The 26,377-nt window shown below is 75.3% G+C and carries 25 protein-coding genes, 1 tRNA gene and 7 pseudogenes; 27 read left to right on the forward strand and 6 right to left on the reverse strand.

What is annotated here, in order from left to right; translation table 11 throughout:
* The 8 genes and pseudogenes from BJF88_RS10035 to BJF88_RS10070 all read left to right on the forward strand — a co-directional run.
* Nucleotides 1-445 (forward strand): anti-sigma factor (locus BJF88_RS10035; RefSeq protein WP_139316004.1); only part of this gene is annotated, 445 nt, incomplete at its 5' end.
* Between the two features lie 75 nt (nucleotides 446-520).
* Nucleotides 521-1,198 carry a DUF2625 family protein gene (locus BJF88_RS10040; protein ID WP_075828688.1) on the forward strand — a complete coding sequence of 226 codons (678 nt, stop codon included), beginning with the start codon at nucleotides 521-523 and terminating at the stop codon, nucleotides 1,196-1,198.
* A gap of 43 nt (nucleotides 1,199-1,241) precedes the next feature.
* A pseudogene (locus BJF88_RS18355) lies at nucleotides 1,242-1,427 on the forward strand (GntR family transcriptional regulator); the annotation flags it as partial.
* Nucleotides 1,428-1,492: 65 nt separating this feature from the next.
* On the forward strand, nucleotides 1,493-1,945 hold the full coding sequence (locus tag BJF88_RS10050; protein WP_075828689.1) for a GntR family transcriptional regulator: 453 nt from the start codon (nucleotides 1,493-1,495) through the stop codon (nucleotides 1,943-1,945).
* Between the two features lie 25 nt (nucleotides 1,946-1,970).
* Nucleotides 1,971-3,477: pseudogene (locus BJF88_RS10055) on the forward strand (MmgE/PrpD family protein); the annotation flags it as partial.
* A gap of 85 nt (nucleotides 3,478-3,562) precedes the next feature.
* Nucleotides 3,563-4,479, forward strand: a pseudogene (gene prpB / locus BJF88_RS10060) (methylisocitrate lyase).
* A gap of 42 nt (nucleotides 4,480-4,521) precedes the next feature.
* Nucleotides 4,522-4,731 (forward strand): annotated as a pseudogene (locus BJF88_RS23510) (citrate/2-methylcitrate synthase); the annotation flags it as partial.
* Nucleotides 4,695-5,645, forward strand: a complete 951-nt coding sequence (locus BJF88_RS10070; protein ID WP_075828691.1) for a citrate/2-methylcitrate synthase — start codon at nucleotides 4,695-4,697, stop codon at nucleotides 5,643-5,645. The pseudogene BJF88_RS23510 and the gene BJF88_RS10070, both read left to right, overlap by 37 nt.
* 6 nt (nucleotides 5,646-5,651) lie before the next feature.
* On the opposite strand, the gene BJF88_RS10075 is transcribed toward BJF88_RS10070, so the two are convergent.
* On the reverse strand, nucleotides 5,652-6,881 hold the full coding sequence (locus BJF88_RS10075) for an NAD(P)/FAD-dependent oxidoreductase (protein WP_255371933.1): 1,230 nt from the start codon (nucleotides 6,879-6,881) through the stop codon (nucleotides 5,652-5,654).
* A gap of 191 nt (nucleotides 6,882-7,072) precedes the next feature.
* Here BJF88_RS10075 and BJF88_RS19035 point away from each other — a divergent pair, with 191 nt between their 5' ends.
* Nucleotides 7,073-7,258, forward strand: coding sequence for a hypothetical protein (locus BJF88_RS19035; RefSeq protein ID WP_139316005.1), 186 nt, complete (start codon nucleotides 7,073-7,075; stop codon nucleotides 7,256-7,258).
* A gap of 49 nt (nucleotides 7,259-7,307) precedes the next feature.
* On the opposite strand, the gene BJF88_RS10080 is transcribed toward BJF88_RS19035, so the two are convergent.
* A complete protein-coding gene (locus BJF88_RS10080; protein ID WP_075828692.1) occupies nucleotides 7,308-7,853 on the reverse strand; it encodes a hypothetical protein in 546 nt (181 codons plus the stop codon).
* A 251-nt stretch (nucleotides 7,854-8,104) separates the two neighbouring features.
* Here BJF88_RS10080 and BJF88_RS10085 point away from each other — a divergent pair, with 251 nt between their 5' ends.
* The 5 genes from BJF88_RS10085 to BJF88_RS10105 all read left to right on the forward strand — a co-directional run bounded on the left by BJF88_RS10085 (nucleotide 8,105) and on the right by BJF88_RS10105 (nucleotide 13,157).
* Complete coding sequence (locus BJF88_RS10085; protein ID WP_139316006.1) at nucleotides 8,105-9,199, forward strand: DUF4012 domain-containing protein; 1,095 nt, start codon at nucleotides 8,105-8,107, stop codon at nucleotides 9,197-9,199.
* Nucleotides 9,160-9,861: a hypothetical protein gene (locus BJF88_RS10090; protein ID WP_075828694.1), complete on the forward strand. Its 702-nt coding sequence runs from the start codon at nucleotides 9,160-9,162 to the stop codon at nucleotides 9,859-9,861. The genes BJF88_RS10085 and BJF88_RS10090 overlap by 40 nt, the downstream gene beginning before the upstream one ends.
* Nucleotides 9,862-9,977: 116 nt before the next feature.
* Nucleotides 9,978-10,544 carry a hypothetical protein gene (locus BJF88_RS10095; RefSeq protein ID WP_083649033.1) on the forward strand — a complete coding sequence of 189 codons (567 nt, stop codon included), beginning with the start codon at nucleotides 9,978-9,980 and terminating at the stop codon, nucleotides 10,542-10,544.
* 194 nt (nucleotides 10,545-10,738) lie between these two features.
* A complete protein-coding gene (locus BJF88_RS10100; RefSeq protein ID WP_083649034.1) occupies nucleotides 10,739-12,274 on the forward strand; it encodes a sugar transferase in 1,536 nt (511 codons plus the stop codon).
* Nucleotides 12,258-13,157: a glycosyltransferase family 2 protein gene (locus BJF88_RS10105; protein ID WP_075828696.1), complete on the forward strand. Its 900-nt coding sequence runs from the start codon at nucleotides 12,258-12,260 to the stop codon at nucleotides 13,155-13,157. Before BJF88_RS10100 ends, BJF88_RS10105 begins: the two co-directional genes overlap by 17 nt.
* 244 nt (nucleotides 13,158-13,401) lie before the next feature.
* Here BJF88_RS10105 and BJF88_RS10110 read toward each other — a convergent pair whose 3' ends face one another.
* Complete coding sequence (locus BJF88_RS10110; protein WP_075828697.1) at nucleotides 13,402-13,719, reverse strand: hypothetical protein; 318 nt, start codon at nucleotides 13,717-13,719, stop codon at nucleotides 13,402-13,404.
* A gap of 33 nt (nucleotides 13,720-13,752) precedes the next feature.
* On the opposite strand from BJF88_RS10110, the gene BJF88_RS10115 reads away from it, so the two are divergent.
* From BJF88_RS10115 to BJF88_RS10170, 13 genes and pseudogenes are all read left to right on the forward strand, one after another.
* A complete protein-coding gene (locus BJF88_RS10115) occupies nucleotides 13,753-14,370 on the forward strand; it encodes an O-antigen ligase (RefSeq protein ID WP_075828698.1) in 618 nt (205 codons plus the stop codon).
* Nucleotides 14,346-14,543, forward strand: coding sequence for a hypothetical protein (locus BJF88_RS19585; protein WP_075828699.1), 198 nt, complete (start codon nucleotides 14,346-14,348; stop codon nucleotides 14,541-14,543). Before BJF88_RS10115 ends, BJF88_RS19585 begins: the two co-directional genes overlap by 25 nt.
* 23 nt (nucleotides 14,544-14,566) lie before the next feature.
* Nucleotides 14,567-14,821: pseudogene (locus BJF88_RS23515) on the forward strand (glycosyltransferase); the annotation flags it as partial.
* Between the two features lie 528 nt (nucleotides 14,822-15,349).
* Complete coding sequence (locus tag BJF88_RS21965) at nucleotides 15,350-15,640, forward strand: hypothetical protein (protein WP_255371934.1); 291 nt, start codon at nucleotides 15,350-15,352, stop codon at nucleotides 15,638-15,640.
* Nucleotides 15,619-16,227 carry a hypothetical protein gene (locus BJF88_RS10130; RefSeq protein ID WP_075828701.1) on the forward strand — a complete coding sequence of 203 codons (609 nt, stop codon included), beginning with the start codon at nucleotides 15,619-15,621 and terminating at the stop codon, nucleotides 16,225-16,227. The genes BJF88_RS21965 and BJF88_RS10130 overlap by 22 nt, the downstream gene beginning before the upstream one ends.
* Entirely contained in the window at nucleotides 16,167-16,496 is a 330-nt protein-coding gene (locus BJF88_RS10135; RefSeq protein ID WP_075828702.1) for a hypothetical protein, read from the forward strand. Before BJF88_RS10130 ends, BJF88_RS10135 begins: the two co-directional genes overlap by 61 nt.
* Entirely contained in the window at nucleotides 16,493-17,590 is a 1,098-nt protein-coding gene (locus BJF88_RS10140; RefSeq protein WP_075828703.1) for a lipopolysaccharide biosynthesis protein, read from the forward strand. Before BJF88_RS10135 ends, BJF88_RS10140 begins: the two co-directional genes overlap by 4 nt.
* On the forward strand, nucleotides 17,545-17,982 hold the full coding sequence (locus BJF88_RS10145; RefSeq protein ID WP_075828704.1) for a hypothetical protein: 438 nt from the start codon (nucleotides 17,545-17,547) through the stop codon (nucleotides 17,980-17,982). The genes BJF88_RS10140 and BJF88_RS10145 overlap by 46 nt, the downstream gene beginning before the upstream one ends.
* A gap of 206 nt (nucleotides 17,983-18,188) precedes the next feature.
* Nucleotides 18,189-18,929, forward strand: coding sequence for a polysaccharide pyruvyl transferase family protein (locus tag BJF88_RS10150; RefSeq protein WP_255371938.1), 741 nt, complete (start codon nucleotides 18,189-18,191; stop codon nucleotides 18,927-18,929).
* Complete coding sequence (locus tag BJF88_RS10155; RefSeq protein WP_255371935.1) at nucleotides 18,892-20,517, forward strand: polysaccharide biosynthesis tyrosine autokinase; 1,626 nt, start codon at nucleotides 18,892-18,894, stop codon at nucleotides 20,515-20,517. The genes BJF88_RS10150 and BJF88_RS10155 overlap by 38 nt, the downstream gene beginning before the upstream one ends.
* Before the next feature lie 78 nt (nucleotides 20,518-20,595).
* Nucleotides 20,596-21,911: pseudogene (locus BJF88_RS10160) on the forward strand (UDP-glucose/GDP-mannose dehydrogenase family protein).
* Nucleotides 21,908-22,444 (forward strand): CAP domain-containing protein, encoded by a 537-nt coding sequence (locus tag BJF88_RS10165; RefSeq protein ID WP_158068917.1) that lies wholly within the window; start codon nucleotides 21,908-21,910, stop codon nucleotides 22,442-22,444. The pseudogene BJF88_RS10160 and the gene BJF88_RS10165 overlap by 4 nt, the downstream one beginning before the upstream one ends.
* A gap of 73 nt (nucleotides 22,445-22,517) precedes the next feature.
* On the forward strand, nucleotides 22,518-22,766 hold the full coding sequence (locus BJF88_RS10170) for a helix-turn-helix domain-containing protein (protein ID WP_075828708.1): 249 nt from the start codon (nucleotides 22,518-22,520) through the stop codon (nucleotides 22,764-22,766).
* 111 nt (nucleotides 22,767-22,877) lie between these two features.
* Here BJF88_RS10170 and BJF88_RS10175 read toward each other — a convergent pair.
* From BJF88_RS10175 to BJF88_RS10185, 3 genes and pseudogenes are all read right to left on the reverse strand, one after another.
* Nucleotides 22,878-22,951, reverse strand: a tRNA-Pro gene (locus tag BJF88_RS10175).
* 146 nt (nucleotides 22,952-23,097) lie between these two features.
* Nucleotides 23,098-24,037 (reverse strand): annotated as a pseudogene (locus tag BJF88_RS10180) (metallophosphoesterase).
* Nucleotides 24,034-26,298: a transglycosylase domain-containing protein gene (locus BJF88_RS10185; RefSeq protein ID WP_139316008.1), complete on the reverse strand. Its 2,265-nt coding sequence runs from the start codon at nucleotides 26,296-26,298 to the stop codon at nucleotides 24,034-24,036. Before BJF88_RS10185 ends, BJF88_RS10180 begins: the two are co-directional and overlap by 4 nt.
* Nucleotides 26,299-26,377 lie beyond the last annotated feature (79 nt).

Consider the following 26,377-nt stretch of genomic DNA (forward strand, 5'->3'; position numbering starts at 1 on the left):
CCGGCGGCGCTGGGGCGTCGTCGCGGCCGCCGCCGCGGCGGTCCTGGCGGTCGCCGTGCCGACGACCGTCGCCGTGCGGGCCACGCAGGAGCAGGCGCGCCTGCAGGAGCAGGCGGACGTCGTCGCGCAGATGCTCACCGACCCCACCGCGACCATCCTCCGCGGCGACGTCGCGGGCGGCGGCGAGGCGTCCGTGCTCGTCGCGGGCGACGACTACCTGTTCCGCGCGACCGGCCTCCCGGACGCCGGCGACGACCAGGACTACCAGCTGTGGGTCGTGGGCGACGACGGCGGGGTGACGTCCGCGGGCCTGCTCGAGGACCGCGACGGCACGGTCGAGCAGCTCGTGCAGGACGCCCCGGGCGTGGGGCTGGCCGTCTCGGTCGAGCCCGAGGGCGGGTCCGAGCAGCCGACGACGGACCCGATCGTCGTCCTGGCGTCGTAGCGCGGGGCGGACGAGCGGCGGCGGCCGCTCATACCAGCACTGACCGAACGCGGCAACATCTGGCATGATCCGGACATGACTGTCAGGACGGCTGCGGAGCTCGCCGCCGTCGACGACCCGGCGTGGCCCACGCTGTCCCGGATGCTCGGACGCGCGGGCGTCGAGGTCGTGCCCCCGCCCGCGTGGGCGCTGGACGTGCTCTACCGCCTCCAGGTGACCGCTCGCTCGACCTTGGGAGCGCTTGCACTGCACACGGGCGGCGTCGTCGTCGACGGCGGCTGGCTGCGCCTGCTCGGCGGCGGCGGCGCAGGCCTCCCGGACCTCGCGAGCGTCAACGGCCTCGGTGACCCGAGCGCGGCGAGCGTCGCGCCGCCGGTCCTCGTCGTCGGCTACGACGTGCTCGGCGGGACGTTCGCCGTCAACGGCGGCGGGCTCCCCGGGCCGCTCGGCGACGTCCACTGGTTCGCGCCCGACGCGCTGGACTGGGTGGACCTCGGCTTCGGCCAGGCGGCGTTCCTCGAGTGGGCGGTGAGCGGGGGGACCGCCGCGCTCTACGAGCGCCTGCGCTGGCCCGGCTGGTACGACGAGGCGGGCCGCCTCCGGCTCGACGAAGGGCTCAGCGTGTACCCGCCGCTGTGGTCCGAGGAGGGGCGGGACGTGGCCCGCGCCTCGCGGACCGTCGTCCCCCTCGCCGAGCTCGTGGACTGGCACTACGAGATGGCCGCGCGGATGGCCCCGGTCGACGACGTCTGAGCGTCCTGTATACAAGTGCGCACCCGCGTGCCACGATGAGCGGGTGACGTCGACACCGCCGCCGGCCCTCGCCGTCGGGCAGCAGGCACTCGCCGCGCTCGCGCCGCGCCAGTCCGGTGCGCGCGCGGTCTACGGCGTCCTGCGCGGGCGGATCATCGACGGCTCCCTCGCACCGGGGGAGCGGCTCACCGAACCCGTGCTCGCCGAGCGGCTCGGCGTGTCCCGGACGCCCGTGCGCGAGCGCTGCGGCTGCTCGAGGCGGAGGCGCTCGTCGTCGAGCTGCCCACCGGAGGCGTGCGCGTCGCGCCGCTCGACGTCGCGGACGCGCGCCGCGTCTACGAGGTGCGCGCGCGGCTCGAGGGCCTCCTCGCCCGCGACGCGTGCGAGCGCGCCCGCCCGGCCGACGTGCGACGTCTCGCCGGCCTCGTGTCCCTCATGGACGCCGTCCGCGACCACGAGGACGAGGTGCTGCGCGTCGGCGCCCAGTTCCACGGCGAGATCGAGGCGCTCGCGGACAACCGGTGGTGCTCGGCGCTCCTGCGCCAGATCCGCGGCCACGTCGACCGCTACCGCGCGCTCGCCGCGGGCCGGCGCGCGGGCACGACCGACCACGTGGACGAGCACCGCGCCGTCGCCGACGCGATCGCGTCCGGTGACCCCGTGGCCGCCGAGGCCGCGATGACCGCCCACCTCGACCGCAGCGCCGCGCTCGCCGAGCAGGCGCTGCGCGAGGCCGACCGCCCCTGAGGCCGTGACGACGAAAGAGGCTCCCGTGCCCCAGACCCACCACCTGCGCGTCCACCCGAGCGCGGACCGGCTCGCCCGGACGGACCAGCTCGCCTGGAAGCTCGCCGAGCTCGCGACGGACCCCGTCGAGGTCACGCCCGAGGTCGCCGACATGGTCGTCAACCGCGTCATCGACAACGCCGCCGTCGCCGCGGCGAGCCTCGTGCGCGGCCCCGCCGTCGCGGCGCGCGGCCAGGCGCTCGCCCACCCGTACGCCCCCGGCGCGGCGGTGCTCGGCTGCGGTCTGACGACGCGGACCAGCCCCGAGTGGGCGGCATGGGCGAACGGCGTCGCGGTGCGCGAGCTCGACTTCCACGACACGTTCCTCGCGGCCGAGTACTCGCACCCCGGTGACAACATCCCGCCGGTCCTCGCCGTCGCGCAGCACGCCGGTGCGACGGGATCACAGGTCGTGCGCGGCATCGTCACCGGCTACGAGGTGCAGGTCGACCTCGTGCGCGCGATCAGCCTGCACCGGCACAAGATCGACCACGTCGCCCACCTCGGGCCCTCCGCCGCCGCGGGCATCGGCACGCTCCTCGGCCTCGACACGGAGACCGTCTTCCAGGCGATCGGGCAGGCGCTGCACACGACCACGGCGACGCGGCAGTCGCGCAAGGGGCAGATCTCGACCTGGAAGGCGCACGCGCCCGCGTTCGCGGGCAAGGTCGCGGTCGAGGCGTCGACCGCGCGATGCGTGGGCAGACGTCGCCCGAGCCGATCTACGAGGGGGAGGACGGCGTCGTCGCATGGCTGCTCGACGGGCCGGACGCGGCGTACGACGTCGTGCTGCCGGCACCGGGGGAGCCGCGCACCGCGATCCTCGACACGTACACCAAGGAGCACTCCGCGGAGTACCAGTCGCAGGCGCTCATCGACCTCGCGCGGGCGCTGCACGACGAGCACCCGTGGCTGGCGGACCCCGCCAACGTCACGAGCGTCGTCATCCGCACGAGCCACCACACCCACCACGTCATCGGCTCGGGCGCGAACGACCCGCAGAAGTACGACCCGACGCCTCGCGCGAGACGCTCGACCACTCAATCCCGTACATCTTCGCGGTCGCGCTCCAGGACGGCGGGTGGCACCACGTGGAGTCCTACGCGCCCGAGCGGGCCGCGCGCCCCGACACCGTCGAGCTGTGGCAGCGCATCACCACGGCCGAGGACCCGGAGTGGACGCGCCGGTACCACGCGACCGACCCGGCCGAGAAGGCGTTCGGCGGACGCGTCGAGATCGAGCTCGCCGACGGCGGCCGGATCGTCCGCGAGATCGCCGTCGCCGACGCGCACCCGCTCGGTGCCCGGCCGTTCGGGCGCGCGCAGTACGTCCGCAAGTTCCGCACCCTCGCCGAGGGCGTGCTCGAGGACGCGGAGATCGAGCGGTTCCTCGACCTGGCCGAGCGTCTGCCGACGCTCACCGCCGCCGAGGTGCGCGACCTCACCGTGGTCGCGCGACCCGGGCTGCTGGACTCCGTGCCGACGCGACGGGGCTCTTCGAGCTGGGGCGCGAGGCGCCGGCGGACGTCGAGGGCGAGGGGTTCACGATGCACGAGGTGCCCGAGGGGGAGGAGCGCTGATGCTGTACAGCCAGGTCACGGCGTCGGACAAGCGGCGGACGTTCCGCGCGGCGCTCGACGCGGCCGCGACCACGGGGGACCCGCTGCGGCTGCCCGGGGCCTTCAACCCGCTGTCCGCACGGCTGATCGAGGACAAGGGCTTCGAGGGCGTGTACGTCTCCGGGGCCGTGCTGTCCGCGGACCTCGGCCTGCCGGACATCGGGCTGACGACGCTCACCGAGGTCGCGGGGCGCGCGCAGCCGATCGCCCGCGTCACCGACCTGCCGGCGCTCGTCGACGCGGACACCGGGTTCGGCGAGCCGATGAACGTCGCGCGGACCGTCCAGGCGCTCGAGGACGCGGGCGTCGCGGGGTGCCACGTCGAGGACCAGGTCAACCCCAAGCGCTGCGGCCACCTCGACGGCAAGGAGGTCGTCGGGCTGGAGGAGGCCGCGAAGCGCGTGCGCGCGGCCGCCGACGCGCGGCGCGACCCCGGGTTCCTCGTCATGGCGCGCACCGACGTGCGCGGCACCGTGCCCGGCCCGGAGGGGCTGCGCCTCGCGGTCGAGCGGGCGAAGGCCCTCGTCGACGCGGGCGCGACGCGATCTTCCCCGAGGCCATGGCGGACCTCGCCGAGTTCGAGGCCGTCGCGTCGGCCGTGGACGTGCCCGTGCTCGCCAACATGACGGAGTTCGGCAAGTCCGAGCTCTTCACGCGGCGCCAGCTCGGCGACGCCGGCGTGCGGCTGGTCATCTACCCCGTCACGCTGCTGCGGGTCGCGATGGGTGCCGCCGAGCGCGCTCTCGACGAGATCGCCGAGACCGGTACCCAGGCGGGTCAGGTCGCGGGCATGCAGACGCGCGCGCGCCTGTACGAGCTGCTCGACTACGCGGCCTACAACGCGTTCGACGAGGGGATCTTCACGTACCGCCCGTGACCGCACGTGACCGCCCGTGACCGACCACGAAGGAGTGAGCGCATGAGCAACCCGTCCACCGACGCCCCGGAGATCCACCGGGGCCTCGCGGGCGTCGTCGTCGACGTCACCGCGATCTCGAAGGTCGACCCCGACTCGAACTCGTTGCTGTACCGCGGGTACCCCGTCCAGGACCTCGCGGCCCGCCGGTCGTTCGAGGAGGTCGCGCACCTCCTGTGGCGCGGCGAGCTGCCGACGCCCGAGCAGCTCGCCGAGCAGACCGCCGTCGAGCGTGCCCACCGGGCGCTGCCCGGGAACGTCGCGAATGCCGTCCGGAGCTCCCGACGACGTGCCACCCATGGACGTGTGCCGCACGGCCGTCTCGCAGCTCGGCGCGCACGACCCCGACGCCGGGGACTCGTCGCCCGAGCCGAGCAGGCCAAGGCGCTGCGGCTGTGGGCGGCGCTGCCGCCGTCGTCGCGCTCGACCAGCGCAGGCGGCGGGGCGAGCAGGCCGTCGAGCCGCGCGACGACCTCTCGTACGCCGAGAACTTCCTGTGGATGACGTTCGGAGCGGTGCCCGACGAGGCCGTCGTCCGCGCGTTCGAGGTGTCGATGGTCCTGTACGCGGAGCACTCGTTCAACGCCTCGACGTTCACCGCGCGCGTCATCACCTCGACGCTCTCGGACCTGCACTCCGCGGTGACCGGCGCCGTCGGCGCGCTCAAGGGGCCGCTGCACGGCGGGGCGAACGAGGCCGTCATGGCGACGTTCGCCGAGATCGGCACCGCCGACCGCGCCGCGGCGTGGCTCGACGACGCGCTCGCGCGCAAGCGCAAGATCATGGGCTTCGGCCACCGCGTCTACAAGCACGGCGACTCCCGCGTGCCGACGATGCGCGCGACGCTCGACGACCTCGTCGCGCACCACGACCGGTCCGACCTCCTCGAGCTGTACACCGCGCTCGAGGCCGCCATGGCCGAGCGCAAGGGCATCCTGCCGAACCTCGACTACCCGGCGGGACCGGCGTACCACCTCATGGGGTTCGACACCCCGATGTTCACGCCGCTCTTCGTCGCCTCCCGCGTGGTCGGCTGGACCGCGCACGTCATGGAGCAGCGCGCCGCCAACGCGCTCATCCGCCCGCTGAGCGAGTACGCCGGGCCCGAGCGGCGCGAGGTGCTCTGACGCCGCTCAGCCGACGAAGCCCTCCAGCTCGGCCCGCGCGACGGGGCCGTCACGGTGGATCAGCGCCTTCACGTCCTCCATGCGGTCCCACACGTTCACGGCCATCCCGGCCTCGACGCGCCCGCCCCGCACCCAGAACGCGACCAGCGCGCGGTCGCCGACCGACCCGCTCACGACGACCTCGTCGTACGCGTCGGGTCCGGCGACGAAGCCCAGGTACTCCATGCCGAGGTCGTACTGGTCCGAGAAGAAGTACGGCAGCTCGGGGTAGGGGTCGGTCGCGCCGAGCATGGAGCGTGCGGCGTGCGGGCCCTGGCTCAGCGCGGTCGCCCAGTGCTCCACCCGGATCGCCCGTCCGTACCGGGGGTACGGCACGCTCGCGACGTCGCCCGCGACGAAGACGTCGGGGTCGGTGGTCTGGAGAGTGGCCGAGGCGACGACGCCGCCCGTCGCGGAGTCGAGCGCCAGCCCGGCCGACTGGGCGAGGGCGAGGTCCGGGACGGCGCCGACGGCGACGAGCACGAGGTCCGCCTCGACGTGCGTCCCGTCGGCGAGCGCGACGCCGGTGGCCCGTCCCTCGCCCGTGATCGCGACGGCCTGCGCGCGCCGGTGCAGGTGTACGTCGTGCTCGGCGTGGAGCTGGCCGAAGAGCTCTCCCATCTCGGGTCCGAGGACGCGCTCGAGCGGGTGGGCGCCCTGCCCGACGACGCTCACCCGGAGCCCGGCCGAGCGTGCGGCCGCCGCGACCTCGAGGCCGATCCAGCCGTCGCCGACGATCGCGAGGCGACCGTCCGCCTGTGCGAGGTCCGCGAACGACGCGGCGAGCCGGTCGCTGTCGTCGAGCGTGCGCAGGGACACGACCCCCTCCTGCTCCGCGCCCGGGACGGGGAGGTGACGGGGCCGCGACCCCGTGGCGAGGAGCAGCTTCTCGTACGGCAGCCCGTGCCCGTCGTCGAGCGTGACCGTGTGCGCCGCGGCGTCGAGCGCGGTCGCCGTCGTGCCCGTGCGGAGATCGACGTCGTGGTCCGCGTACCACGCCTGGTCCAGCGGGAGCACGGCGTCGCGACCCGCCTCGCCACGCAGGTAGTCCTTGGACAGCGGCGGTCGCTCGTACGGCTGGTGCGGCTCGCGCGTGACGACGGTCAGCGCCCCGTCGTACCCCTCCTCGCGCAGCGTCTCGGCCGCCTTCGCCGCGGCCAGTCCTCCTCCGACGACGACGACCCGACCGATCTCCACGACGACCTCCGCTGTCTGCGTACGGGACCGCGGCCAGTGTCCCGCGCTCGCGCCGCCCGGGCGCGCGCTGGGTGAAGTTCGTCGCTCGGGGCCCGTCAGGATGGGGAGTAACGGGGCCATTCGGGCGCGCGCGGCAGACCTGGACGGGTGTCCAAGATGTGAGCGCTCACCCGAATGTGCAGCATGCGGGCATGTCTTGGGTGGCGGTCGGCTGGGCGATGATCGTCCTCGGGTGCGGGACGACGGTCGTCTTCGCCCGGCGCGCGCGGGTGCGCACGTCGGGCGGCGCGGACGGCTTGGCCGTGGGGTGCGGGGCGAGCCTCGCGCTCTGGGGCGTGATCGTGGTGGTCGTCGCGACGGTGCTCCAGCCGCAGTGACGGCACGTCGGCCTTCCTCCCGCGCAGGGGGATGGGAGGAGGGCCGGCGTCACGCCCGCAGCGCGCGGCCCAGGCGCGAGACGGACGAGCGCAGCTCGTCGAGCACCCGCTCGTGGACGGCGTCGTCGCGACCGTAGGGGTCCTCGACGTCGCGCGCGCGGACCGTGCCGAGCACCGCGCGCACCCGTCCGGCGGACGCGACCAGGGAGCGCAGCCGCGCCTCGTCGTCGGTCCCGTGCCGGAGCGCCGGGTCGGCGTGCTCCGCGAGCTGCACGAGCTCCGTGAGGAGAAACGTGCGGCGCAGCGCGCCGGGAGCCCGGTCGAGGACGTCGGCGCGCTGGGCCGACGTCATCGTCACCACGAGGTCGGCCGCCTCCACCAGGCCGGGCGTGAGCGCTCGCGCCGTGAAGGCCGAGTGGTCGAGGCCGAGCCCGTCGAGCCGCCGGGCCACGGGCTCGGCGACCGGGGACCCCACGACGGCGTGCGTCCCGGCGCTCGTGACCTCGACCGAGCCGTCGAGCTCGTCCGCGAGCAGGAGCTGTGCGGCGGGGGAGCGGCAGATGTTCCCGGTGCACACGGCGAGCAGGTGGAGCACGGCGTCCTTCCGTGACGGGTCGTCGGGCGGACCGCCCGGGGCGTGGTTACCGTAGCGCGAGCGCCGCCGCCCTGCCGGGCGGCGGTGACGGGGGGCGAGTCGCGGGGGGCGGCATGGTGCACGACGGATGGGGAGCGCGCTGGGCGGGGGCGACCCCCGCGGCCACGACCGAGGAGCCTCCGGCGCCGCCGGGGCGGGCGCCCGGCGCCGTCGCCCACCGGCGCCGCGTCCGACGACGCGTGCTCGTCGCCGTGCTGGCACTCACCGTGCTGGTCGCCGCCTGGTGCGCCTGGCTGGCCGCTGACGTCCTGCGGGCGCGGTCGTCGCTCGAGCGGGCGGCGGCGGAGCTGCCCGCGCTGCAGCGGACGGTGACCTCGGGCGGTGACGCCGCCGCCGGGACACGGCAGGTCCAGGAGGCGGCGCGCACCGCCGCGGACGCGACGTCCGGACCGCACTGGCGGCTCGCCCGGCTCCTCCCGGTCGTCGGGGACGACGCCCGGGCCCTCGGCGACGTCGCCGCCGCCGTGGACGGCCTCGCGTCGCAGGCGCTCCCGCGCCTCGCGCGCGCCGCCGAGGTCGCGGCGCCGGCGCAGCTCGTCCCGCGCGACGGTGCGGTCGACCTCGGCCCGCTCGAGGACGCCCGCGCGGACGTGCTGGCGGCGGACGCCTCCGTCGCCGCCGCGGCGGCGACCGTCTCCGGCATCGACACGCAGACGCTCGTCACGCCCCTCGGGCAGGCCGTCGAGGAGCTGGAGGCCCACCTGGCCGAGATCCGGTCGCAGACCGCCACGGCCGCGCGGGCGGTCGACCTGGTGCCCTCGATGCTGGGCGCCGACGGCCCGCGCGACCACCTCGTCCTCGTGCAGAACAACGCCGAGCCGCGGGCGGCCGGCGGCATCGCCGGGTCCGTGCTCCACGTCCGGGCGCGGGACGGCCGCCTCGAGCTCGTCGAGGTCCGTCCCGGCAACGAGCTCGACGGACCGACGAGCGCGGTCGAGCTCTCGCGCGCGGAGGAGGCGCTCTTCGGGGACGACCTCGGCCGGTACATGCTCAACGTGACCTCCACCCCGGACTTCCCCCGCACGGCCGCCGTCGCCCGGCAGATCTGGGCCGACCGCACCGGTGTGCAGGTCGACGGCGTCCTCGCCGTCGACCCGGTGGCGCTCCAGGGCGTGCTCGCGGCGACCGGTCCCGTGGCGTTCACCGACCCTGCCGGCACCGAGGTCCGGCTCACGGGCGACGACGCCGCGGCCTTCCTCCTCAACGGCGTGTACCGCCGCTACGAGGACCCGGCGACCCAGGCGTCGTGCTCGCCGCGGCGGCGCACGCGGTGCTGGGTGCGTTGACGTCCTCGGGCGGCGCGGACCCGGCGCGCGTCGTCGGGGCGCTCGCGGACGCCTCGCGCGAAGGGCGTCTGCTCGTGTGGTCCGCCCACGGCGACGAGCAGGACCGTCTCGCCGGGACGGTGCTCTCCGGGGAGCTGGACGGGGTGCTGCCCGCGGGCGCGGGGGGTGCGACGTCGCCCGTGCTCGGCGTCTACCTCAACGCGTCGTCGGCGTCGAAGACGGGCTACTACCTGAGCACGAGCGTCCGGGTCGAGGACGTGACCTGCCGGCCCGACGGCTCCCAGCGCTTCACGGCGTCCGTGACGCTGACCTCGACACTGACCCCGGAGGAGGCCGCCGCGCTGCCGGCCTACGTGACCGGCGCCCGCGACGGTGACGGCACGATCCGGACCAACCTGCTCGTCTACGCGCCCCGCGACGGCGGGATCCTCGGCACGCCGGGAGCCGACGGCGGGCCGGGCCTGTTCTCCCAGGTGCACGACGGCCTCGTCGTCGGGGCGCGCACCGTCGCGCTGGCCCCGGGGGAGACCGCGACATACCGCTACGACGTGCTCACGGGCAAGAACCAGCGGGGAATCGTTTCGGTGAGGAAAACTCCTGGCGTCCCCGGCTCCTCCGACGCGCTCCCGGCTGTCGGCTGTGCCGGCCCCGTGCTCTTCTAGTCGTGCACGGCGGGCGCACCGCGGTCCACCCGGCCTCGAGGGTCGCGGACCGGAGGTGCCCGCTCCGTTCACCAAGGCAGGGGGCCTTCGACATGAACGTTCGACGCGCAACGACCATGCTCCTCCTCGGCGCCGCGCTGGTGGCCACGCCGGCCGCGGCAGCGTCCGCCTACGAGGCGGACGAGTACGAGGTCGGCATCTCGACCACCACCCCGGCTCCGGGCGAGTCCTTCACCGTCACGGTCGGCGGGCCGGCGGAGAACCCGACGATCACGCTGACCGTCACGTCGCCCGACGTGCCCGACGGCGCCATCGCGATCGCCGGGACCAAGGCGCTCACGAAGGGCACGACGGACGGGTTCGCCTCGTTCACGGTGACGCTCTCCGAGCCGTCGAGCTACGCGATCCAGGCGACCGACGCCGACGGGACCGTGCTCTCGTCGCAGCAGGTCGTCGTCCCGAGCGACGCCGCGGGCACGGACGGTGCCGCGGGCACGGACGACGACGGTGACGGCGACGCGGCGGGCGCGAGCGGCGCGTCGGGCTCCTCGAGCGGCCCCGGCCTCGCCGAGACGGGTGCGGACGAGGTGCTCCTCGTGGCGGGCGCCGGGCTCCTCGTCGCGGGTGGCGTGACGGCCCTGGCCGTCAGCCGCCGGCGACGCACCGCGAGCAGCGGCGCCTGACGACGGCGGCGCCCGCGGGCGCCGCCGTCCGAGCACCTCGCGGGCCGGCTCCCGGCCCGCACGGCCGCGGGGACGGACGTACGCGTCCCCGCCGGCACTCCTCACGGCACGCGCGGACGGGCCGGGACCGCGCGTCGGCGCGCACCCGGCCACGGTCCGCCGTGCCGTCGCACTCAGACGTCGCGGGGGGCACCATGACGTTGGAACGAGAGCAGGACCTCCGACCGGTCGGTCCCGACCGGTCGGCTCCGCCGGACGGCGCGCGGCCGGTCGCGCCGCCGTTCGACACCGGACAGCTCGTGCGCATCGCGCTCGGCGCCTACCGGCGGCCGGGCTGGAAGACCCGGCTGACCCGCAGGGTCGCGCTGGTCGACACGGTCGCGGTCTCGGCCGCCGTCGCCGCCGCCTACCTCGTGCGGTTCGACGGCTTCGACGGGACCGCGCTCGACGTCCAGTACCTCGCGATCTCCGTCGGCCTGCTCGTCGCGTGGTCGCTCGCGCTGCGCATGGCGTTCTCGCGCGAGAGCCGCGTCCTCGGCACGGGCGCGCCGGAGTACGCGCGGGTGGTCAACGCGACGCTCGCGGTCTTCGGGGCGGTCGCCGTGGTGGCGTACCTCCTGCGGTACGACCTGGCACGCGGCTACGTCGCGATCGCGCTGCCCGTCGGGGTCGTGCTCCTGCTGCTCGGCCGCTACGCCGTCAAGCGACGGCTCGCCGGCCTGCGGGCGCGCGGCCGCTGCCGCTCGCGGACCATCGTGGTCGGCGGACGGGACGGGGCCGCCCACCTGGTCGGCGAGCTGCGCAAGGACCCGCGCACGGGGTACGAGGTCGTCGGGACCTGCGTCCCGGGGGGTCCGGTGGAGCCGCACGAGCGGGTGGCAGGCGTGCCGGTCGTCGGCGACGTCACCGACGGCGCACGGCTCGTCGGGCCGTTGCGGGTCGACACGGTCATGGTGACCGGGTCCGACCTCGTCACGCCGCGCACGGTGAAGCGGCTCGCCTGGGACCTCGAGCCCTGGGGTGCGGACCTGGTCCTCGCCCCGGCGCTCACCGACGTCGCCGGGCCGCGGATCCGGACACGGCCGGTGGCCGGCCTCCCGCTGCTGCACGTCGAGGCGCCGGGGTACTCCGGGCCGCAGCACGTCCTCAAGCGGGCCTTCGACGTCGTCGGCGCGGCGGTGCTGGTCCTGCTGTTCTCCGTGCCGCTGGTGGTCACGGCGGTCGCGGTCAAGGTGTCGAGCCGAGGGCCGGTCTTCTTCCGGCAGGAGCGCGTGGGGCTGCAGGGGGAGCCCTTCACGGTGCTCAAGTTCCGGTCGATGACCGCCGACGCGGAGGCACGGCTCGAGGACGTCCTCGGCGTCGGGAACGTCGGCGTGTTCTACAAGCCGCGCCACGACCCGCGGGTGACGCCCGTCGGGCGGTTCATCCGGCGGTGCTCGATCGACGAGCTGCCGCAGCTGTTCAACGTTCTCGGCGGGTCGATGAGCCTCGTCGGTCCGCGACCGCAGGTCCCGCTCGAGGTCGACCAGTACGACGACGAGATCGGGCGCCGGCTCCTGGTCCGCCCCGGCCTGACGGGGCTGTGGCAGGTCTCGGGACGCAACAACCTCACGCTCGAGGAGAGCGTGCGCCTCGACCTGTACTACGTCGAGAACTGGACGATGGCGGGGGACCTGCTGATCCTGCTGCGGACGCTGCGAGCGGTGGTGGGGCGTGACGGCGCCTACTGAGCGGGTGTCCCGGCCCCTCATCGGCATCGCCACGTACCGCCGGCCCGAGCTGCTCGCCGCGCTCCTGCGGTCGCTCGGGCGCTCGGTGGGCACGGCCCGTCCCCGGATCGTCGTCGTCGACAACGACCCGGCCGGCTCGGCCGCCGGCGTCGCGCCGGCGGCCGGGTACCCGCACGAGTACCACCACGAGCCCGCACCGGGCATCGCGGCGGCGCGCAACCGGGTCCTGTCGTTGCTGCACGACGACGAGGACGCGGTGATCTTCGTCGACGACGACGAGGTGGTCGACCCGGGCTGGTACACGGCGCTGGTCGACGCCTCGCGCGGCGCCGACGTCGTGTCCGGGCCCGTCGTCGCCCGGTACGGGCCCGGCCTGCCGCGGTGGGTCGTGCGCGGACGCTTCTTCGACCGGGACCGTCAGGCGTCGGGGACGCCGACGCGGCACCCGGCGACGAACAACGTCCTCGTGCGGGTCGCTGCGCTGCGTCGACTGCGCGGCGAGTGGTTCCGGGAGGACTTCTCGAGCACCGGCGGGAGCGACACGGAGCTGTTCGACCGGCTGCGTCGCGACGGCGCACGGCTGGTGTGGTGCGACGACGCCGTCGTCCGCGAGGACGTCCCGGCGTCGCGGGCCACCGCGCGCTGGCTGTGGCGCCGCAACGTGCGCCTGGGCAACGTCACGTCCCGGGTGCGGCTCGCCGGCACCCCGCGACCGCTCCGGGTGCTCCTCGGTGCGGGACGCATGGGGGCGGGGACCGTGCTCAGCGCCCTCGACCTCGTGCGCCGGGGACACCTCACGCGCGTCCGCGCGACGCACGTGCCGAAGGGCTGGGGCATGGTGCAGGCCGCGCTCGGCGTCCACGTCGAGGAGTACCGCCGCTGATGCTCGACGTCCTCCTGCTGCTCGCCGCGCTCGTCGCGCCGGTCGTCGTGCTGACCTACCGGCACGCGCCGGTGCTCGTCCTCGCGGTCACGCTCGTGACGCTCGCGCTGCCGCTCGTCGTCCTGGACCTGGACCCGGCGGCGAACGAGGTCGTGCACCCGGGCATGGCGACGTGGGCGCCCCGGCTCCTCCTGCCCGCCCTCGTCCTGCTCCTCGCGCTGCTGCCCTTCGCCGCCTGGCCGCGCTACGAGGACCGGCACCCGTTCGTGGCGCTCCTCGCGGTCCCGGTGCTCGTCCTCGCGGTCACCACGGTCTGGTCGGGCACGACCACCCAGTGGGCCGGTGTCGTGCACCTGTCCACCGGCGCCCTCGCGTGGGTCGTCGGCGCCCGGCTCGCGCCGTCGCTCGGCAGGAGCGACCGCCACGACGCCGTCGTCGTCGGCACGGTGCTCGCGGTGCTCGGCGCGCAGCTCGTGCTCTGCCTCCTCCAGGTGACGGGGATCGCGTTCGCCGTCGAGGCGTCGGACCAGGGGCTGAGCAGGCGCGCGGCACGTTCGGGCACCCGGGCGACCTGGGCAAGGTCGCCGTCGCCCTCATGGCGCTCGTGCTGCCGTGGACGGTCTCGGAGGTCGCGCGCCTGCGCTGGGCCGCCACGGCCACGATCATCACCGGGTTCCTCGCCGTGGGCACCACGCTCTCCCGCGGGAACATCCTCGCGTGCGGCGTCCTCGTCGTCGTGTGGGCGTTCGCGATCTCCCGCCGGCGGTTCAGCGGCCGGGCGTTCGGGATCGTGCTGCTCGCCGGGGCGGCGAGCGTCCCGTTCCTCGGCACGCTCCTGGTCCGGTTCCGGCTCGACCCGGACGGCGGCTCGCGGCCCGAGCTCATGCGGGCGGCGGTCGAGCAGCTGCAGCGCTCGCCGTGGTGGGGCACGGGCCCCAACTCGTACGTCGAGGTCGTCGGCCGCTTCGACACCGCCACCGCCTACGGGCTGCCTGTGCACAACGCCGCGCTCCTGCTGCTCTGCGAGCTGGGCGTGGTCCTGACCCTCCCGCTCGCGGCCTTCCTCGTCGTCGCGGCCGGGCGCACGCTCGCCGCCCGGCGCTCGTCGGACCGGTTCGCCTCCGCCTCCGCGGCGGCGCTGCTCGCGTGCGCCTCGCGGGTCTGGTCGTCGTCGGGACCGGGTGGGGCATGCTCAAGGGGGCCGTGCTCCTGACGTGGGTCCTCGTGCCGTCGTTGCTGTACCACCGCTTCGGGCGTCTCGCGCCGCAGGACGCGCGCCCGGGCGACGGCCTCGGCCGCGCCGCGGTGCCCGCGGCCGAGCCGACGCCCGGAGCGCCCGACGCCCGTGCCGGACGTGGGCTCGTCGTGACGGGACGGCGACCGTGACCGCGCGCGCCGGCGCCCCGCTGGTGTCCGTCGTCGTCCCCACGGTGCTGCGCTCGCGCCTGCAGCGGGCCGTCGCGCACGCGCGGTCGCAGGAGGTCGCCGGTCGCGTCGAGGTCGTCGTGGTCGTCGACACCGTCCCCGACGAGGCGGCCCGCCGCCTGCTCGACGAGATCGCCGACACCGTGGTGCTCACCCGGGGGCGGCAGGGCGCCGGCGTGGCGCGCAACCTCGGCGTGCGTGCCGCCACCGCCCCGTTCGTCGCGTTCCTGGACGACGACGACGAGTGTACCCGGGTCATCTCGCCGCCGCCCTGGCCATGCTCGACGACCCCGCCGACCCGGCGGACGTCGTCGGCGCGCGGGTCACGCAGCGGACCCCGGACGGGGCGACGTCGGAGCCGGTGCCGCGCCGGCTGCTGGCGCCCGGCCAGGACGTGCTCGACTTCCTCTTCCGCCGGCGCAGGCCCGACATCGCGCGCCCGTCGATCTACACCTCGACGCTGGTGGCGCGCCGCGCGACGGCGCTGGCGACACCGTGGCGCGAGGGCCTGCCGCGGCACCAGGACTGGGAGTGGCTGCGCGCGCTCCAGGCGCGGGCGCCGCGGTGCGCCAGTCGCCGCACCTGGGGGCACGCATCCACATGGGGTCGGCCGGGTCGATCTCGGCGACCAGCGACTGGGAGGCGTCGCTCGACTGGGGCCGCACGTGGCGGCCGACGGCGTCCCGCTCCGTCTACGTCGACTTCGTCGCCGGGCAGCCCCTGCGCTACGCCACGCAGGCCGGTCGCTGCGCGGCACGGTCGCGTGCGTGCGCGAGATCGCCGCGGCGCGCGCCCTGCCCTCGTGGGGACCTCTCGCGCTCGGGCTCGGCGGGGTCCTGCCGCGCGGCGCCGCGCTGCGCGTGCTCGCGCGCCTGCGGCGTGCACGCCGTCGACCACGGGTGCTGCTGTCCGCCGGGCGCCTGGACCGTCCGGCAACCCGTACGTCGAGCTCCTGGCCGGCGCGCTGCGGGAGCAGGTCGACGTCGAGTACTTCGGCTGGCGGCGCGCGCTCACCTCGAGGTACGACGTCCTGCACGTGCACTGGCCCGACCACCTGACGCGCGGTGCCGGACGGGCCCGCACGCTCGCCAAGCAGCTCCTGTTCGCGCTCCTGCTGATCCGGCTCGCGGCCGGCCGCGTCACCGTCGTGCGCACCGTCCACAACCGCACCCCCCACGAGGCGGGCTCGCCCGCCGAGCGTGCCCTGCACCGGCGGCTCGAGGCGACGACGCGCGCCTGGATCCACCTCGTGCCGCCCGAGGACGGCCCGCCCGACCCGGGCGTCGCCGTCGTCCCGCACGGCCACTACCGGTCGGTCTACCCTCCGGTGCGCCCGCTGGAGACGGCGACCGGCACCGTCCTGTACTTCGGGTACGTGCGCCCGTACAAGGGCGTCGCGCGCCTGTGCGAGCAGTTCCGGGTGCTGCGGCGCGACGACCTGCGCCTGCGGGTCGTCGGGCGTCCGATCGACGCGCGGACGGCCGCGGACGTCACCGCGGCGAGCGACGGCGACCCGCGGATCGACCTCGTGCTCCGCGGCGTGCCACCGCAGGACCTGGCGGCCGAGATCGAGCCTCGACCCTGGTGGTGCTCCCGTTCGAGGAGCTGTACAACTCCGGGTCCGTCCTGCTCGCGCTCTCGCTGAACCGCCCCGTCCTCGTCCCGGCGAGCCCGTCGAGCGTGCGGCTGCGGGACGAGGTCGGCGCGCACTGGGTCCGCACGTACGCGGGTCCGCTCACCGCCGCGGCCCTCGAGGAGGCGTACGAGGCCGTCGCGCGGCGTGCCGAGACCGAGGGCTTCGGCGCCGCGCAGCTCCACGGGCGGGAGTGGCCCGAGATCGCCCGGGCCCACGTCGAGGTGTTCCGCGGCGCCGCCCGCGGCCCGCACGACGGCGCAGGACGGGGGCGGCGATGACGGCCACGACGCTCCCGGACCGCGCGCACCGCGCCGCGCACGGTGCGCGCGTCGTCGTGGTCGGCCAGGCGGTGCGCTTCGTGCTGCAGCTCGCGGGCCTCGCCGCGCTCGCCCGGCTCCTCACGCCGGCCGACTTCGGCCTCGTCGCGATGGTGACCGCCGTCGTCGGCGTCGCGGAGGTCCTGCGCGACTTCGGCCTGTCCTCGGCCGCCGTCCAGGCGCGCCGCCTGAGCGAGCAGCAGCAGAGCAACCTCTTCTGGCTCAACGGGGCGATCGGTGTCGCGCTCGCCGGCGGGCTGGTGCTCGTCGGCCCGCTCGTCGAGCGGTTCTACGGCACACCGGGGGTCGCGACCGTCGTCGCGCTGCTCGCGCCGGCCGTGCTGCTGAGCGCGCTGTCGACGCAGTTCCGGGCCCGCCTCAACCGCGAGATGCGCTTCACCGCGCTCGCGGTGAGCGACGTCGTCGCGCAGGCCGCCGCACTCGTCGTGGCCGTGTCGATCGCCCTCGCACGCGGCGACTTCGTGGCCCTCGTCGGACAGCAGCTGACCCTCGCGCTCGTCGCGCTGTGCTCGCTCGCGCTGTGGACGCGCTGGCTCCCCGGGCGTCCCCGCCGCGGCGCCGGCATGGCGCACCTCCTGCGCTTCGGGGGGAACGTCGCCGCCACGCAGCTCCTGGGGTACCTGAGCCGCAACGTCGACACGCTGGTCGTGGGGCGCGTGCTCGGGGACGTCGCCGTCGGTGTCTACAGCCGCGCGTTCCAGCTGCTCATGCTGCCGCTCAGCCAGATCAACGCGCCGGCGACGACCGTGGCCCTGCCCGTGCTCTCGCGCAGCCAGGACGACCCCGCCGACTTCCGCCGCCTCGTCGTGCGGAGCCAGGGGATCCTGCTCACCGTCGTGCTCGGCGCCGTCTCGCTCCTGTTCACCGCGGCCCCGCTCGTCGTCGAGGTGTTCCTCGGCCCGCAGTGGGAGGACGCCGTCCCGATCCTGCGCCTGCTCTGCGTCGCGGCGCGTTCCAGGCCGCCGGGTACGTCTCCTACTGGTGCTTCGTGGGCCTCGGCCTCACGGGGTCGCACCTGCGCTTCACGCTCGTGAGCCGGCCGCTCGTCATCGGGGCCGTCGTGCTCGGGGGAACGGGCGGCGTGCTGGGCGTCGCGGGCGCGTACGGCGCGGGCGTGCTGCTCGTGTGGCTCGGAGGCCTGTGGTGGCTGCGCGACGTCGAGGCGGTGCCCACGCGACGCCTGCTGGGCGACGGGCTGCTGCTCGCCGGCGTGCTCGGCGCGGGCGCCGGCGTCGGGACGCTGGTCGCGTCCTGGTCGGAGTCGACCGGGCTCGTCACCGCGACGGCGCTCGGCGTCCTGGCGCAGCTCGCGGCCCTCGCTCTCGCGTACGCGGCGGTCCCGCCGTTCCGGGACCGCCTGCGCAGCACCGCCCAGTTCGCGCGGCTCGCCGTCAGCCGCGGAGCCCGTCCCGGTCCGGCGTCGTGAGGAGCGCAGATGGTTGAGATCGTCCACTGGAACCCGGTGCGCCGGCAGGTGCCCGGCTGGCGCGGGCTCCTGACGCCGCGCCGACCTGTGAACAACTTCGGCGACCTGCTGGGGCCCGTGATCGTGCGCGAGCTCGTCGCGCGGGCCGGCGGCGACCCCGCCGCGGGAGCGACGCGCGGCTGGTCACCGTGGGGTCGGTGCTCGCCATGGCCCGCGCGGGGGACGTGGTGTGGGGCTCCGGGGTCAACGGGAAGCTCGTCGACCGCGAGCACGCGCTCTCCGACGTCGACGTCCGCGCCGTCCGGGGCCCCCGCACGCGCGACTTCGCGCGACGGCGCGGCGCCGAGGTCCCCGAGGTCTACGGCGACCCCGGGCTGCTCGTGGGGCACCTGTGGACCCGCTCGGCGCTCGCGGGCGACCGGCCGCGCACCGACCACCTCGTCGTGCCGAACCTCCACGACCTCGCCGCGGCCGACCGTGCGCACCCGACGCTGTCGCCCCGGTCGCCGCTCGACGTGTGTCTCGGGACCATCGCGGCGAGCGGGTTCGTCGTCGCCTCGTCGTTGCACGGCGTCGTCGTGGCCGACGCGCTGGGGGTGCCGGCGCGGTTCGTGCGCTCGGCCGTGGAGCCCGAGCTCAAGTACCGCGACTACCTCGAGGGCACCGGGCGCGCCGACGTCGAGATCGCGGAGACGGTCGAGGACGCGCTGCGGCTCGGCCCGCACCCGCCGCCCGCGTGGGATCCCGGGCCGCTCCTGCGCGCGTTCCCGGCGGAGCTGTGGGGGCTGCGGACGGTCGTCGAGGCGGCGCGACCGGTGTCGGGCGGACCGCTGGCGCACGGGCCGACGACGGGCGGGAACGCCGCGGAGAGGCGAGCATGGTCGGGGCAGCGCACCGGAGAGGGGCCCGGTGCGGGACAGGGGGCAGGTCTTCATGGACTTTCGTGACTACGTGACGTTGCTGCGCAAGCGCTGGCTCTCCGTCGCGGTGCTGACGGCGCTCGGCGTGCTCGGCGGGGTGGTCGCCTCGCTCGCCACGACACCGACGTACGAGGCGCGCTCGCAGGTCTTCGTCTCGGTGCAGGGCAGCAGCGACAGCGCGAGCGACCTGCTCCAGGGGTCGAGCTTCACGGTGCGGCAGGTGAAGTCGTACACCGAGCTCGCCACGAGCCCGCGCGTGCTGGACCCGGTCGTCGAGGAGCTCGGCCTCACCGACGACGCCGCGTCGCTCGCCGAGCGGGTGCGGGCGGAGTCCCCGATGGACACCGTGCTCATCAACGTGATCGCCACGGACGAGTCGGCCCGGCTCGCGGCGTCGACGGCGGACGCGGTCGCGAGCTCGCTCGCGGACGTCGTCGGCGAGCTGGAGACGCCGGCAGCCGGCGGCGACTCGCCGGTGCAGATCAGCACGGTGCGGTCCGCGACCGTGCCGACCGAGCCGTCGTCGCCGGACCTGCGGCTCAACCTCGCGCTCGGTCTCGTGGTGGGGCTCGCGCTCGGGATCGGGCTCGCCGTCGTGCGGGAGCTGCTCGACACGCGGGTGCGGTCGGCCCCGGACGTCGAGGCGGTCACCGACGCACCCGTGCTCGGCGCGATCGGCTACGAGGCCGACGCGCCCGAGCACCCGCTCATCGTGCAGGAGTCGCCGCAGGCGCTGCGCGCCGAGGCGTTCCGGCGCCTGCGGACCAACCTGCAGTTCCTCGACCTCGGCGACGGGGCGCGGACGGTCGTCATGACGTCCGCCCTGCCAGGCGAGGGCAAGACGACGACGAGCATCAACCTCGCCATCACGCTCGCCGACGCCGGGCAGCGGGTGCTGCTCGTGGACGCCGACCTGCGCCGGCCCGCCGTCGCGCGGTACATGGGCATCGAGGGGTCCGTCGGCCTCACCACCGTCCTCATCGGGAAGGTCGGGCTGCGCGACGCCGTGCAGCCGTGGGGGAGCAGCATGCTCGACGTCCTCGCCGCGGGCCAGATCCCGCCCAACCCGAGCGAGCTGCTCGGGTCGGAGACGATGACGGCGCTCGTCGGACGGCTCGGCGAGGAGTACGACGTCGTGGTCGTCGACTCGCCGCCGCTGCTGCCCGTGACCGACGCCGCCATCCTCGCCCGCCGGGCCGGGGGCGCGATCCTCGTCAGCGGGGTGGGGACGATCCACCGCCAGCACGTCGCGGGCGCCGTCGCCGCGCTCGGGACCGTGGGCGCGCGCCTGCTCGGCGTGGTCCTCAACCGCGTCCCGCTCAAGGGGCCCGGCGCGAGCGCGTACGGCTACTCCTACTACGAGTACGCGAGCGAGCCGGCGCCGACGGGCCGACGGCGCGCGCGGCCGGCGCACGGGAGCCGTCGCCGGCCGGGCCCGGGACGCCGTGGGCGGTCCGGTGCCGCGGCGTCCCTCCCCGAGCAGCCGCTCCCGGCGCGCGGGCAGGCGGGCAGCCGACGCGCGCCGGAGCTCGTGCCGGAACGCGTGCCGGTGGGGACGGGCCCCGGCGGGACGGCGTCGTTCGACGAGGTCGTCGCGCCGCGGGAGGGGCGCTGACGCCGGCCGGCGGGCGGCCACCCGGCCGCCCCGAGAGGGTTCCGAGCAGTGCGGTGAGGTCACGGCAGGGGGAGACGGATGAAGATCTCGGTCATCGGGTGCGGGTACCTGGGGGCGGTCCACGCCGCGTGCATGGCGACGCTCGGGCACGACGTGGTGGGGGTCGACGTGGACGCGGGCAAGGTGGCCGCGCTGGCTGCGGGCCGGGCGCCCTTCTACGAGCCCGGGCTGTCGGAGCTGCTCGCCGGTGCGGTCGCCGACGGCCGTCTCGAGTTCACGACCGACGCCGCGCGCTCCGCGGGCGCCGACGTCCACTTCGTGTGCGTCGGCACACCGCAGCGGGCGGACTCCTACGCGGCCGACCTGAGCTACGTCGACGCCGCGTTCCGCGCGCTGCTGCCGTCGGTCAGGTCGGGGGACGTGGTCGTCGGCAAGTCGACCGTGCCCGTGGGGACCGCCGGCCGGCTCGCGAACGAGCTCGCCGAGCGGGAGCCGGGCGCGTGCTCGTGTGGAACCCCGAGTTCCTGCGGGAAGGGTTCGCCGTCGAGGACACGCTGCACCCGGACCGGCTCGTGTACGGCGTGCCGGAGGGCGAGGCGGGGCGGCGTGCCGTCGACGTCCTCGACGCCGTGTACGCCGCCCCGCTCGGCGAGGGCACGCCCCGGATCGTCACGGACCTCCCGACGGCGGAGCTCGTCAAGGTCGCGGCCAACTCGTTCCTCGCGACCAAGATCTCGTTCATCAACGCGATGGCCGAGCTGTGCGAGGTCGCCGGCGGGGACGTCACCCGCCTCGCGGACGCCATCGGCGTGGACTGCCGCATCGGCCGCCGGTTCCTCAACGCCGGTCTCGGCTTCGGGGGAGGGTGCCTCCCCAAGGACATCCGGGCGTTCATGGCGCGCGCGGAGGAGCTCCACGCCGACCCGGCGGTGAGCTTCCTGCGCGAGGTCGACTCGATCAACATGCGGCGGCGCGAGCGCATGGTGGACCTCACGGTGGGCGTGCTCGACGGTCGTCCGCTCGCCGGGGCGCGGATCGCGGTGCTCGGCGCGGCCTTCAAGCCCGACAGCGACGACGTCCGCGACTCGCCCGCGCTGGACGTCGCGGAGCGGCTGCACCAGCGCAGCGCCCGCGTCGTCGTCACCGATCCGCAGGCCGTGCCGAACGCGCGGCGCAAGGCACCGCAGCTCCGGTACGCGGAGACGGTCGAGGAGGCCGTCGACGGTGTCGACGCCGTGCTCGTGCTCACCGAGTGGAGCGAGTACCGCACGCTCGACCCCGGGAAGCTCACCGGGCTCGTGGCGTCCCCCCGCGTCGTCGACGGGCGCAACGCGCTCGACGCGCAGGCGTGGCGCGAGGCGGGCTGGACGTACCGGGCGCTGGGCAGGCCGTGACCGGGCGCCGCGGCGCGACCGTGCTCGCCGTGCTCGCCGTGCTCGCCGTGCTGCTGCTGGTGGGCGGCTGCGCGTCCGGCCCGGGCGCGCCGGCGGGGGCGACCACCGCCGAGCCCGGGACCGGCGCGTCCCGCACCGGCACGGTGCCGTCCGACCCCGGCGAGTACGCCGCCGAGGTCCGCGACGCGACGAACGCGCTGCGTGCCGACCACGCGATCCCCCCGCTCGCGGACGACGCGTGCGCCGCGTCCGCGGCACGGACCCGCGCCCGCGCCCTGGTGGGTGCGGACGAGCTCGCGCACGCCGCGCTCGACGCGGTGATCGCGACGTGCGCTCCGCCCGAGGGCTCCGCGGCCGAGAACCTCAGCCGGGCCGCAGCGCCGCCGGCCGACGTGGTCGACGCCTGGTCACGGTCCCCGGGGCACCGCGCGAACCTGCTCGACCCCGCGCTCACGGGGCTCGGCGTCGGGTGCGTGGCCGACGAGACCGCGCCCGAGCCGCAGATGCTCTGCTCCCAGGTGTTCCTCGGATGACGGGCGTGCGCGCAGGGCACGGCCTGGTGCGTGGCCCGGACGACGCACCTCGCCTCGGCCGAAGGAGGCACCGATGACGCACGTCCTGATCTCGGTCGCGCGGACCGTCCAGACGCTGGAGATCGTCGCCGCGGCGGGCGCCATCCGGCTGTCCGAGCTGTCGACGGCGCTCGGCACGAGCAGACCTGGGGCGTTCCGCATCGCGCAGAGCCTCGTCGCCCTGCACTGGCTCTCCCAGGGGTCGGACCGTCGGTACCGCATCGGACCCGGCGTGCGGGCGCTCGGGCCCGAGCGCCGGGCGCCGACGCCGCCGTCCCCGTAGGGGCGTCCGGGCCGCGCCGGGGCTGACCACCCGGACCACCCCACGAAGCAGAACGGCCGGACCTACGATCTCGTAGGTCCGGCGTCCTCGATGTCCTGAGACATCACACGGTCGGGGTGACAGGATTTGAACCTGCGACCTCTTCGTCCCGAACGAAGCGCGCTACCAAGCTGCGCCACACCCCGGTTGCCCACCACGCACGTCGGACGCTGTCACCAGCACCCGCCGGACAGGCCGAGAGCCTGTGTCCCGCGCAGGAAGCCTCGCCAGAATAGCCGACGAATGCCCGTACGACGAAACCGGTCCGTCGTGACGCGCCCGGCGCCCGGGATCAGCGCGACGTGAGCGTGAGCAGCGTGGCCTCCGGCCGGCACGCGAAGCGGAACGGAGCGTACGGCGAGGTGCCCGCCCCGGCCGAGACGTGCAGCCAGCTCGACGCCTCGCCGCCCTCCTCGTCGGGCCGGCGACCCGGCCAGCCGTGCAGCCCCTTGGCCCGGCCACGGTCCAGGTCGCAGTTCGTCACGAGCGCCCCGAAGCCGGGGACGCACAGCTGGCCGCCGTGCGTGTGTCCCGCGATGATCACGTCCGACCCGTCCGCGTGCATGGTGTCGAGCACCCGACGGTAGGGGGCGTGCGTGACGCCCACCCGGAGGGTCGCGCCGGAGGGTGTCGCACCGGAGGCGGACGGCGTCGGCGCGGGGAAGACGTCACGGTCCAGGTGCGGGTCGTCGACGCCCACGAGGTCGAGCCGCACGTCGCGACGTCGAGCGTGTCCCGGCGGTTCGTGAGGTCGCGCCAGCCCGCCGCGCGCAGCGCCGCGGCGAGCTCCGCCGCCGGCAGCTCCCGCGGTGCGGTGGGGGCCGCGACGCGCGCGTCGGGCAGGAGGTAGCGGGCCGGGTTCTTCGGCACGGGCGCGTAGTAGTCGTTGGAGCCCATGACGAACACGCCCGGCGTCGCCAGCAGCGGCTCGAGGGCGCCCAGCAGAGGGGCGAGCGCGTCCGCGTGCGCGAGGTTGTCGCCGGTGTCGACGACCAGGTCGGGCTCGAGCTCGGCGAGCGAACGCACCCAGGCGATCTTGCGGCGCTGCGACGGGACGAGGTGCAGGTCGGAGACGTGCAGGACCCGCACGTCCCGCGCACCGGCGCGAGCACCGGGAGGGTCACGAAGCGTGTCGTGAAGAGCTTGGTCTCGACGTGGGCGTACGCGAGCGCGCCGGCACCGAGGGCCGCGAGGGCCCCGAGGCGCCGCACGCCGCGTCCGGGCGCGCTCAGCCGTCCGCCCCGGCCGGGGGCGCCGCGGGCTGCTCCGGGGGAGCGGGCTGCTCGGCCGCGGGCGGGGGCTCGTCGCCGCCGCCGTTCTCGCCGCCGTCGTCGCCCCGGTCACGCGTCGAGGGCGGGGGGGCGGGCGCGTTGACCCTGCCCCAGTCGGGCTCGGGGAACCCGACGACCGGCTTGCCGGCCAGCGCCTGGTCCATGTACGCCTTCCACGTCGGGGCGGCGAGCGTCGAGCCGAACCACCAGCGCTCGTACTGGCCGTTGATCACCATGTCGCGCATCTCGACGTCGTTCTCCGCGTTCCCGATCCACACCGCGGTGGCGACCTGCGGGGTGTAGCCGAGGAACCACGTGTGCCGGTTGAGCTGCGACGTGCCGGTCTTGCCGGCGCTCACCCGGCCCTCGAGCTGGGCGCCACGGCCGGAGCCCTGCGTCATGACGTTCTGCAGCGCGTACGTCACGGTGTTGGCGACCGCCGGGTCGAGCGCGTTCGGGTCGCAGCGCGTGGGCGGGACGGCGATCTCCTCGCCGTCCGTGCCGACGACGCGCGTGATCGCGACCGGCTCGCAGTACGTGCCGCCGCTCGCGAACGTCGCGTACGCGGCGGCCATCTGCAGCGGCGAGGAGTTCTGCGTGCCGAGGACCATCGACGGCATCATCCGCACACCGTTCTCCTTCTCCGCGGAGATCGACGGGCGGTAGCCGACCGACTCGGCGGTCGCCTTGATGTCGCACAGCCGCAGCTGGCTCTCCATGTCCGCGTACGCGGTGTTGATCGAGTTGTACGTCGCCTGCAGCACCGTGATCCGGCCCTTGTTGTCGATGCCGTCCGAGTTGCCCGGACGCCACGCGTCCCGCTCGTTCGGGGCGTGGACGCCGCAGAAGTCGAAGTCGGAGTTGTACCAGCCGCGGCTGTTCGCGTTGACGCGCTCGTACAGCGAGCGGCCGCTCTTCAGCCACTCCGCGAGGACGAACGGCTTCCACGACGAGCCGGGGGAGAAGCCGTTCGACGAGCCGTGGTCCTGGTCGACGCTGTAGTTGACCGCCGTGGTGCCCGGCGCGCGGTCCTGCGACGCGTCGAACGGCCGGTTCTGCGCCATCGCGAGGATCTTGCCCGTGCCCGGCTCGACGGACACGATCGCGTCCTCGAGACCGCTCGGGTCGTTCGGCGGGACCGCGGCCTGCGCCTGCTGCACGGCCGCGGCCTGCATGGCTGGGTCGAGCGTCGTGAAGATGTCGAGGCCGCCGCGGTACAGCAGCGTCGTGCGGTCGTCCTCGGTCTCCCCGAACGCCGGGTCCGAGACGAGCACCTTGGTCACGTAGTCGCAGAAGAACGCGGCGCCGCCGGCGGCCTGGCAGCCGACCTCGACCGGCTTGACGTTGAGGGTGTCGGCGATCGGCGTCGCCCGCCCGGTGTCGTACTCCTCCTTGGTGATGTACCCCTGCGCGTACATCGTGTTGAGCACGATGTTCCGGCGCTTCTGCGACTCCTCGGGGTTGCGCGTCGGGTCGTACTTCGACGGCGCCTTCGTGATCCCGGCGATGGTCGCGGCCTCGACGGCGTTGAGGTCCGTCGCGCTCTTGCTGAAGTAGTGCTGCGCGGCCGTCTCGACCCCGTACAGCGACGAGGCGCCGAACTGCGCGATGTTGAGGTAGCCCTGGAGGATCTCCTCCTTGCTCATGCGCTTCTCGATCGAGATCGCGAGCTTGGCCTCGCGCGCCTTGCGGGCGAGCGTGTCCTCCCGCGCCTCCCAGATCGCCATCGCGTCGTCCTCGCGCACGGCCTTCTCGATGAGCACGTTCTTCACGTACTGCTGCGTGAGGGTCGAGGCGCCCTGGGTCGGACGGTCGAGCGCGTTGTTGACGGCGGCGCGCGGGATGCCCTCGATGTCGACCCCGCCGTGCTCCCAGAACCGCCGGTCCTCGATCGCCACGACCGCGTTCTGCATGTACGGCGACACCTGGTCGAGGGGCACGACGATGCGGTTCTCCGTGTAGAACGTCGCGAGGAGCGTCGTGCCGTCGTTGGCGTAGACGCGCGACTGCTCCGCGAGCGGCCCGGGCTCGAGGTCCGCCGGCAGCTCGTCGAAGACCTCGATCGCGGTGTCCGTCGCGGTGTTCGCGCCGGCCGCGAGGGGTACGAGCAGCCCGGCGGACAGCACGCCGCCGACGCCCGCCACCAGGACGAACGCCAGGAGGAGGGCGACGAGCTGGTACGCGTTGATCTGCCGGCCGCGCGGACGCACAGGGGAAGCCATGGGGCAACCCTACGGGAGGGGTCTCGGCACGTCCCCGGCGGGCGGGCCCCGCGCGGTGTGCGGGTTGTGTGAGCATCCC

It is taken from the genome of Cellulosimicrobium sp. CUA-896 (assembly GCF_001942335.1).
Classification (GTDB): domain Bacteria; phylum Actinomycetota; class Actinomycetes; order Actinomycetales; family Cellulomonadaceae; genus Cellulosimicrobium.

What these genes read in the sequence shown, in the direction of transcription:
- BJF88_RS10040 (WP_075828688.1), top strand. Translation starts at nt 521, where the DNA reads ATGACTGTCAGGACGGCTGCGGAGCTCGCCGCCGTCGACGACCCGGCG.
- BJF88_RS19035 (WP_139316005.1), top strand. Translation starts at nt 7,073, where the DNA reads ATGTCTTGGGTGGCGGTCGGCTGGGCGATGATCGTCCTCGGGTGCGGG.
- BJF88_RS10095 (WP_083649033.1), top strand. Translation starts at nt 9,978, where the DNA reads ATGCTCCTCCTCGGCGCCGCGCTGGTGGCCACGCCGGCCGCGGCAGCG.
- BJF88_RS10100 (WP_083649034.1), top strand. Translation starts at nt 10,739, where the DNA reads ATGACGTTGGAACGAGAGCAGGACCTCCGACCGGTCGGTCCCGACCGG.
- BJF88_RS10115 (WP_075828698.1), top strand. Translation starts at nt 13,753, where the DNA reads ATGGCGCTCGTGCTGCCGTGGACGGTCTCGGAGGTCGCGCGCCTGCGC.
- BJF88_RS19585 (WP_075828699.1), top strand. Translation starts at nt 14,346, where the DNA reads ATGCTCAAGGGGGCCGTGCTCCTGACGTGGGTCCTCGTGCCGTCGTTG.
- BJF88_RS10140 (WP_075828703.1), top strand. Translation starts at nt 16,493, where the DNA reads ATGACGGCCACGACGCTCCCGGACCGCGCGCACCGCGCCGCGCACGGT.
- BJF88_RS10150 (WP_255371938.1), top strand. Translation starts at nt 18,189, where the DNA reads ATGGCCCGCGCGGGGGACGTGGTGTGGGGCTCCGGGGTCAACGGGAAG.
- BJF88_RS10170 (WP_075828708.1), top strand. Translation starts at nt 22,518, where the DNA reads ATGACGCACGTCCTGATCTCGGTCGCGCGGACCGTCCAGACGCTGGAG.
- BJF88_RS10185 (WP_139316008.1), bottom strand. Translation starts at nt 26,298, where the DNA reads ATGGCTTCCCCTGTGCGTCCGCGCGGCCGGCAGATCAACGCGTACCAG.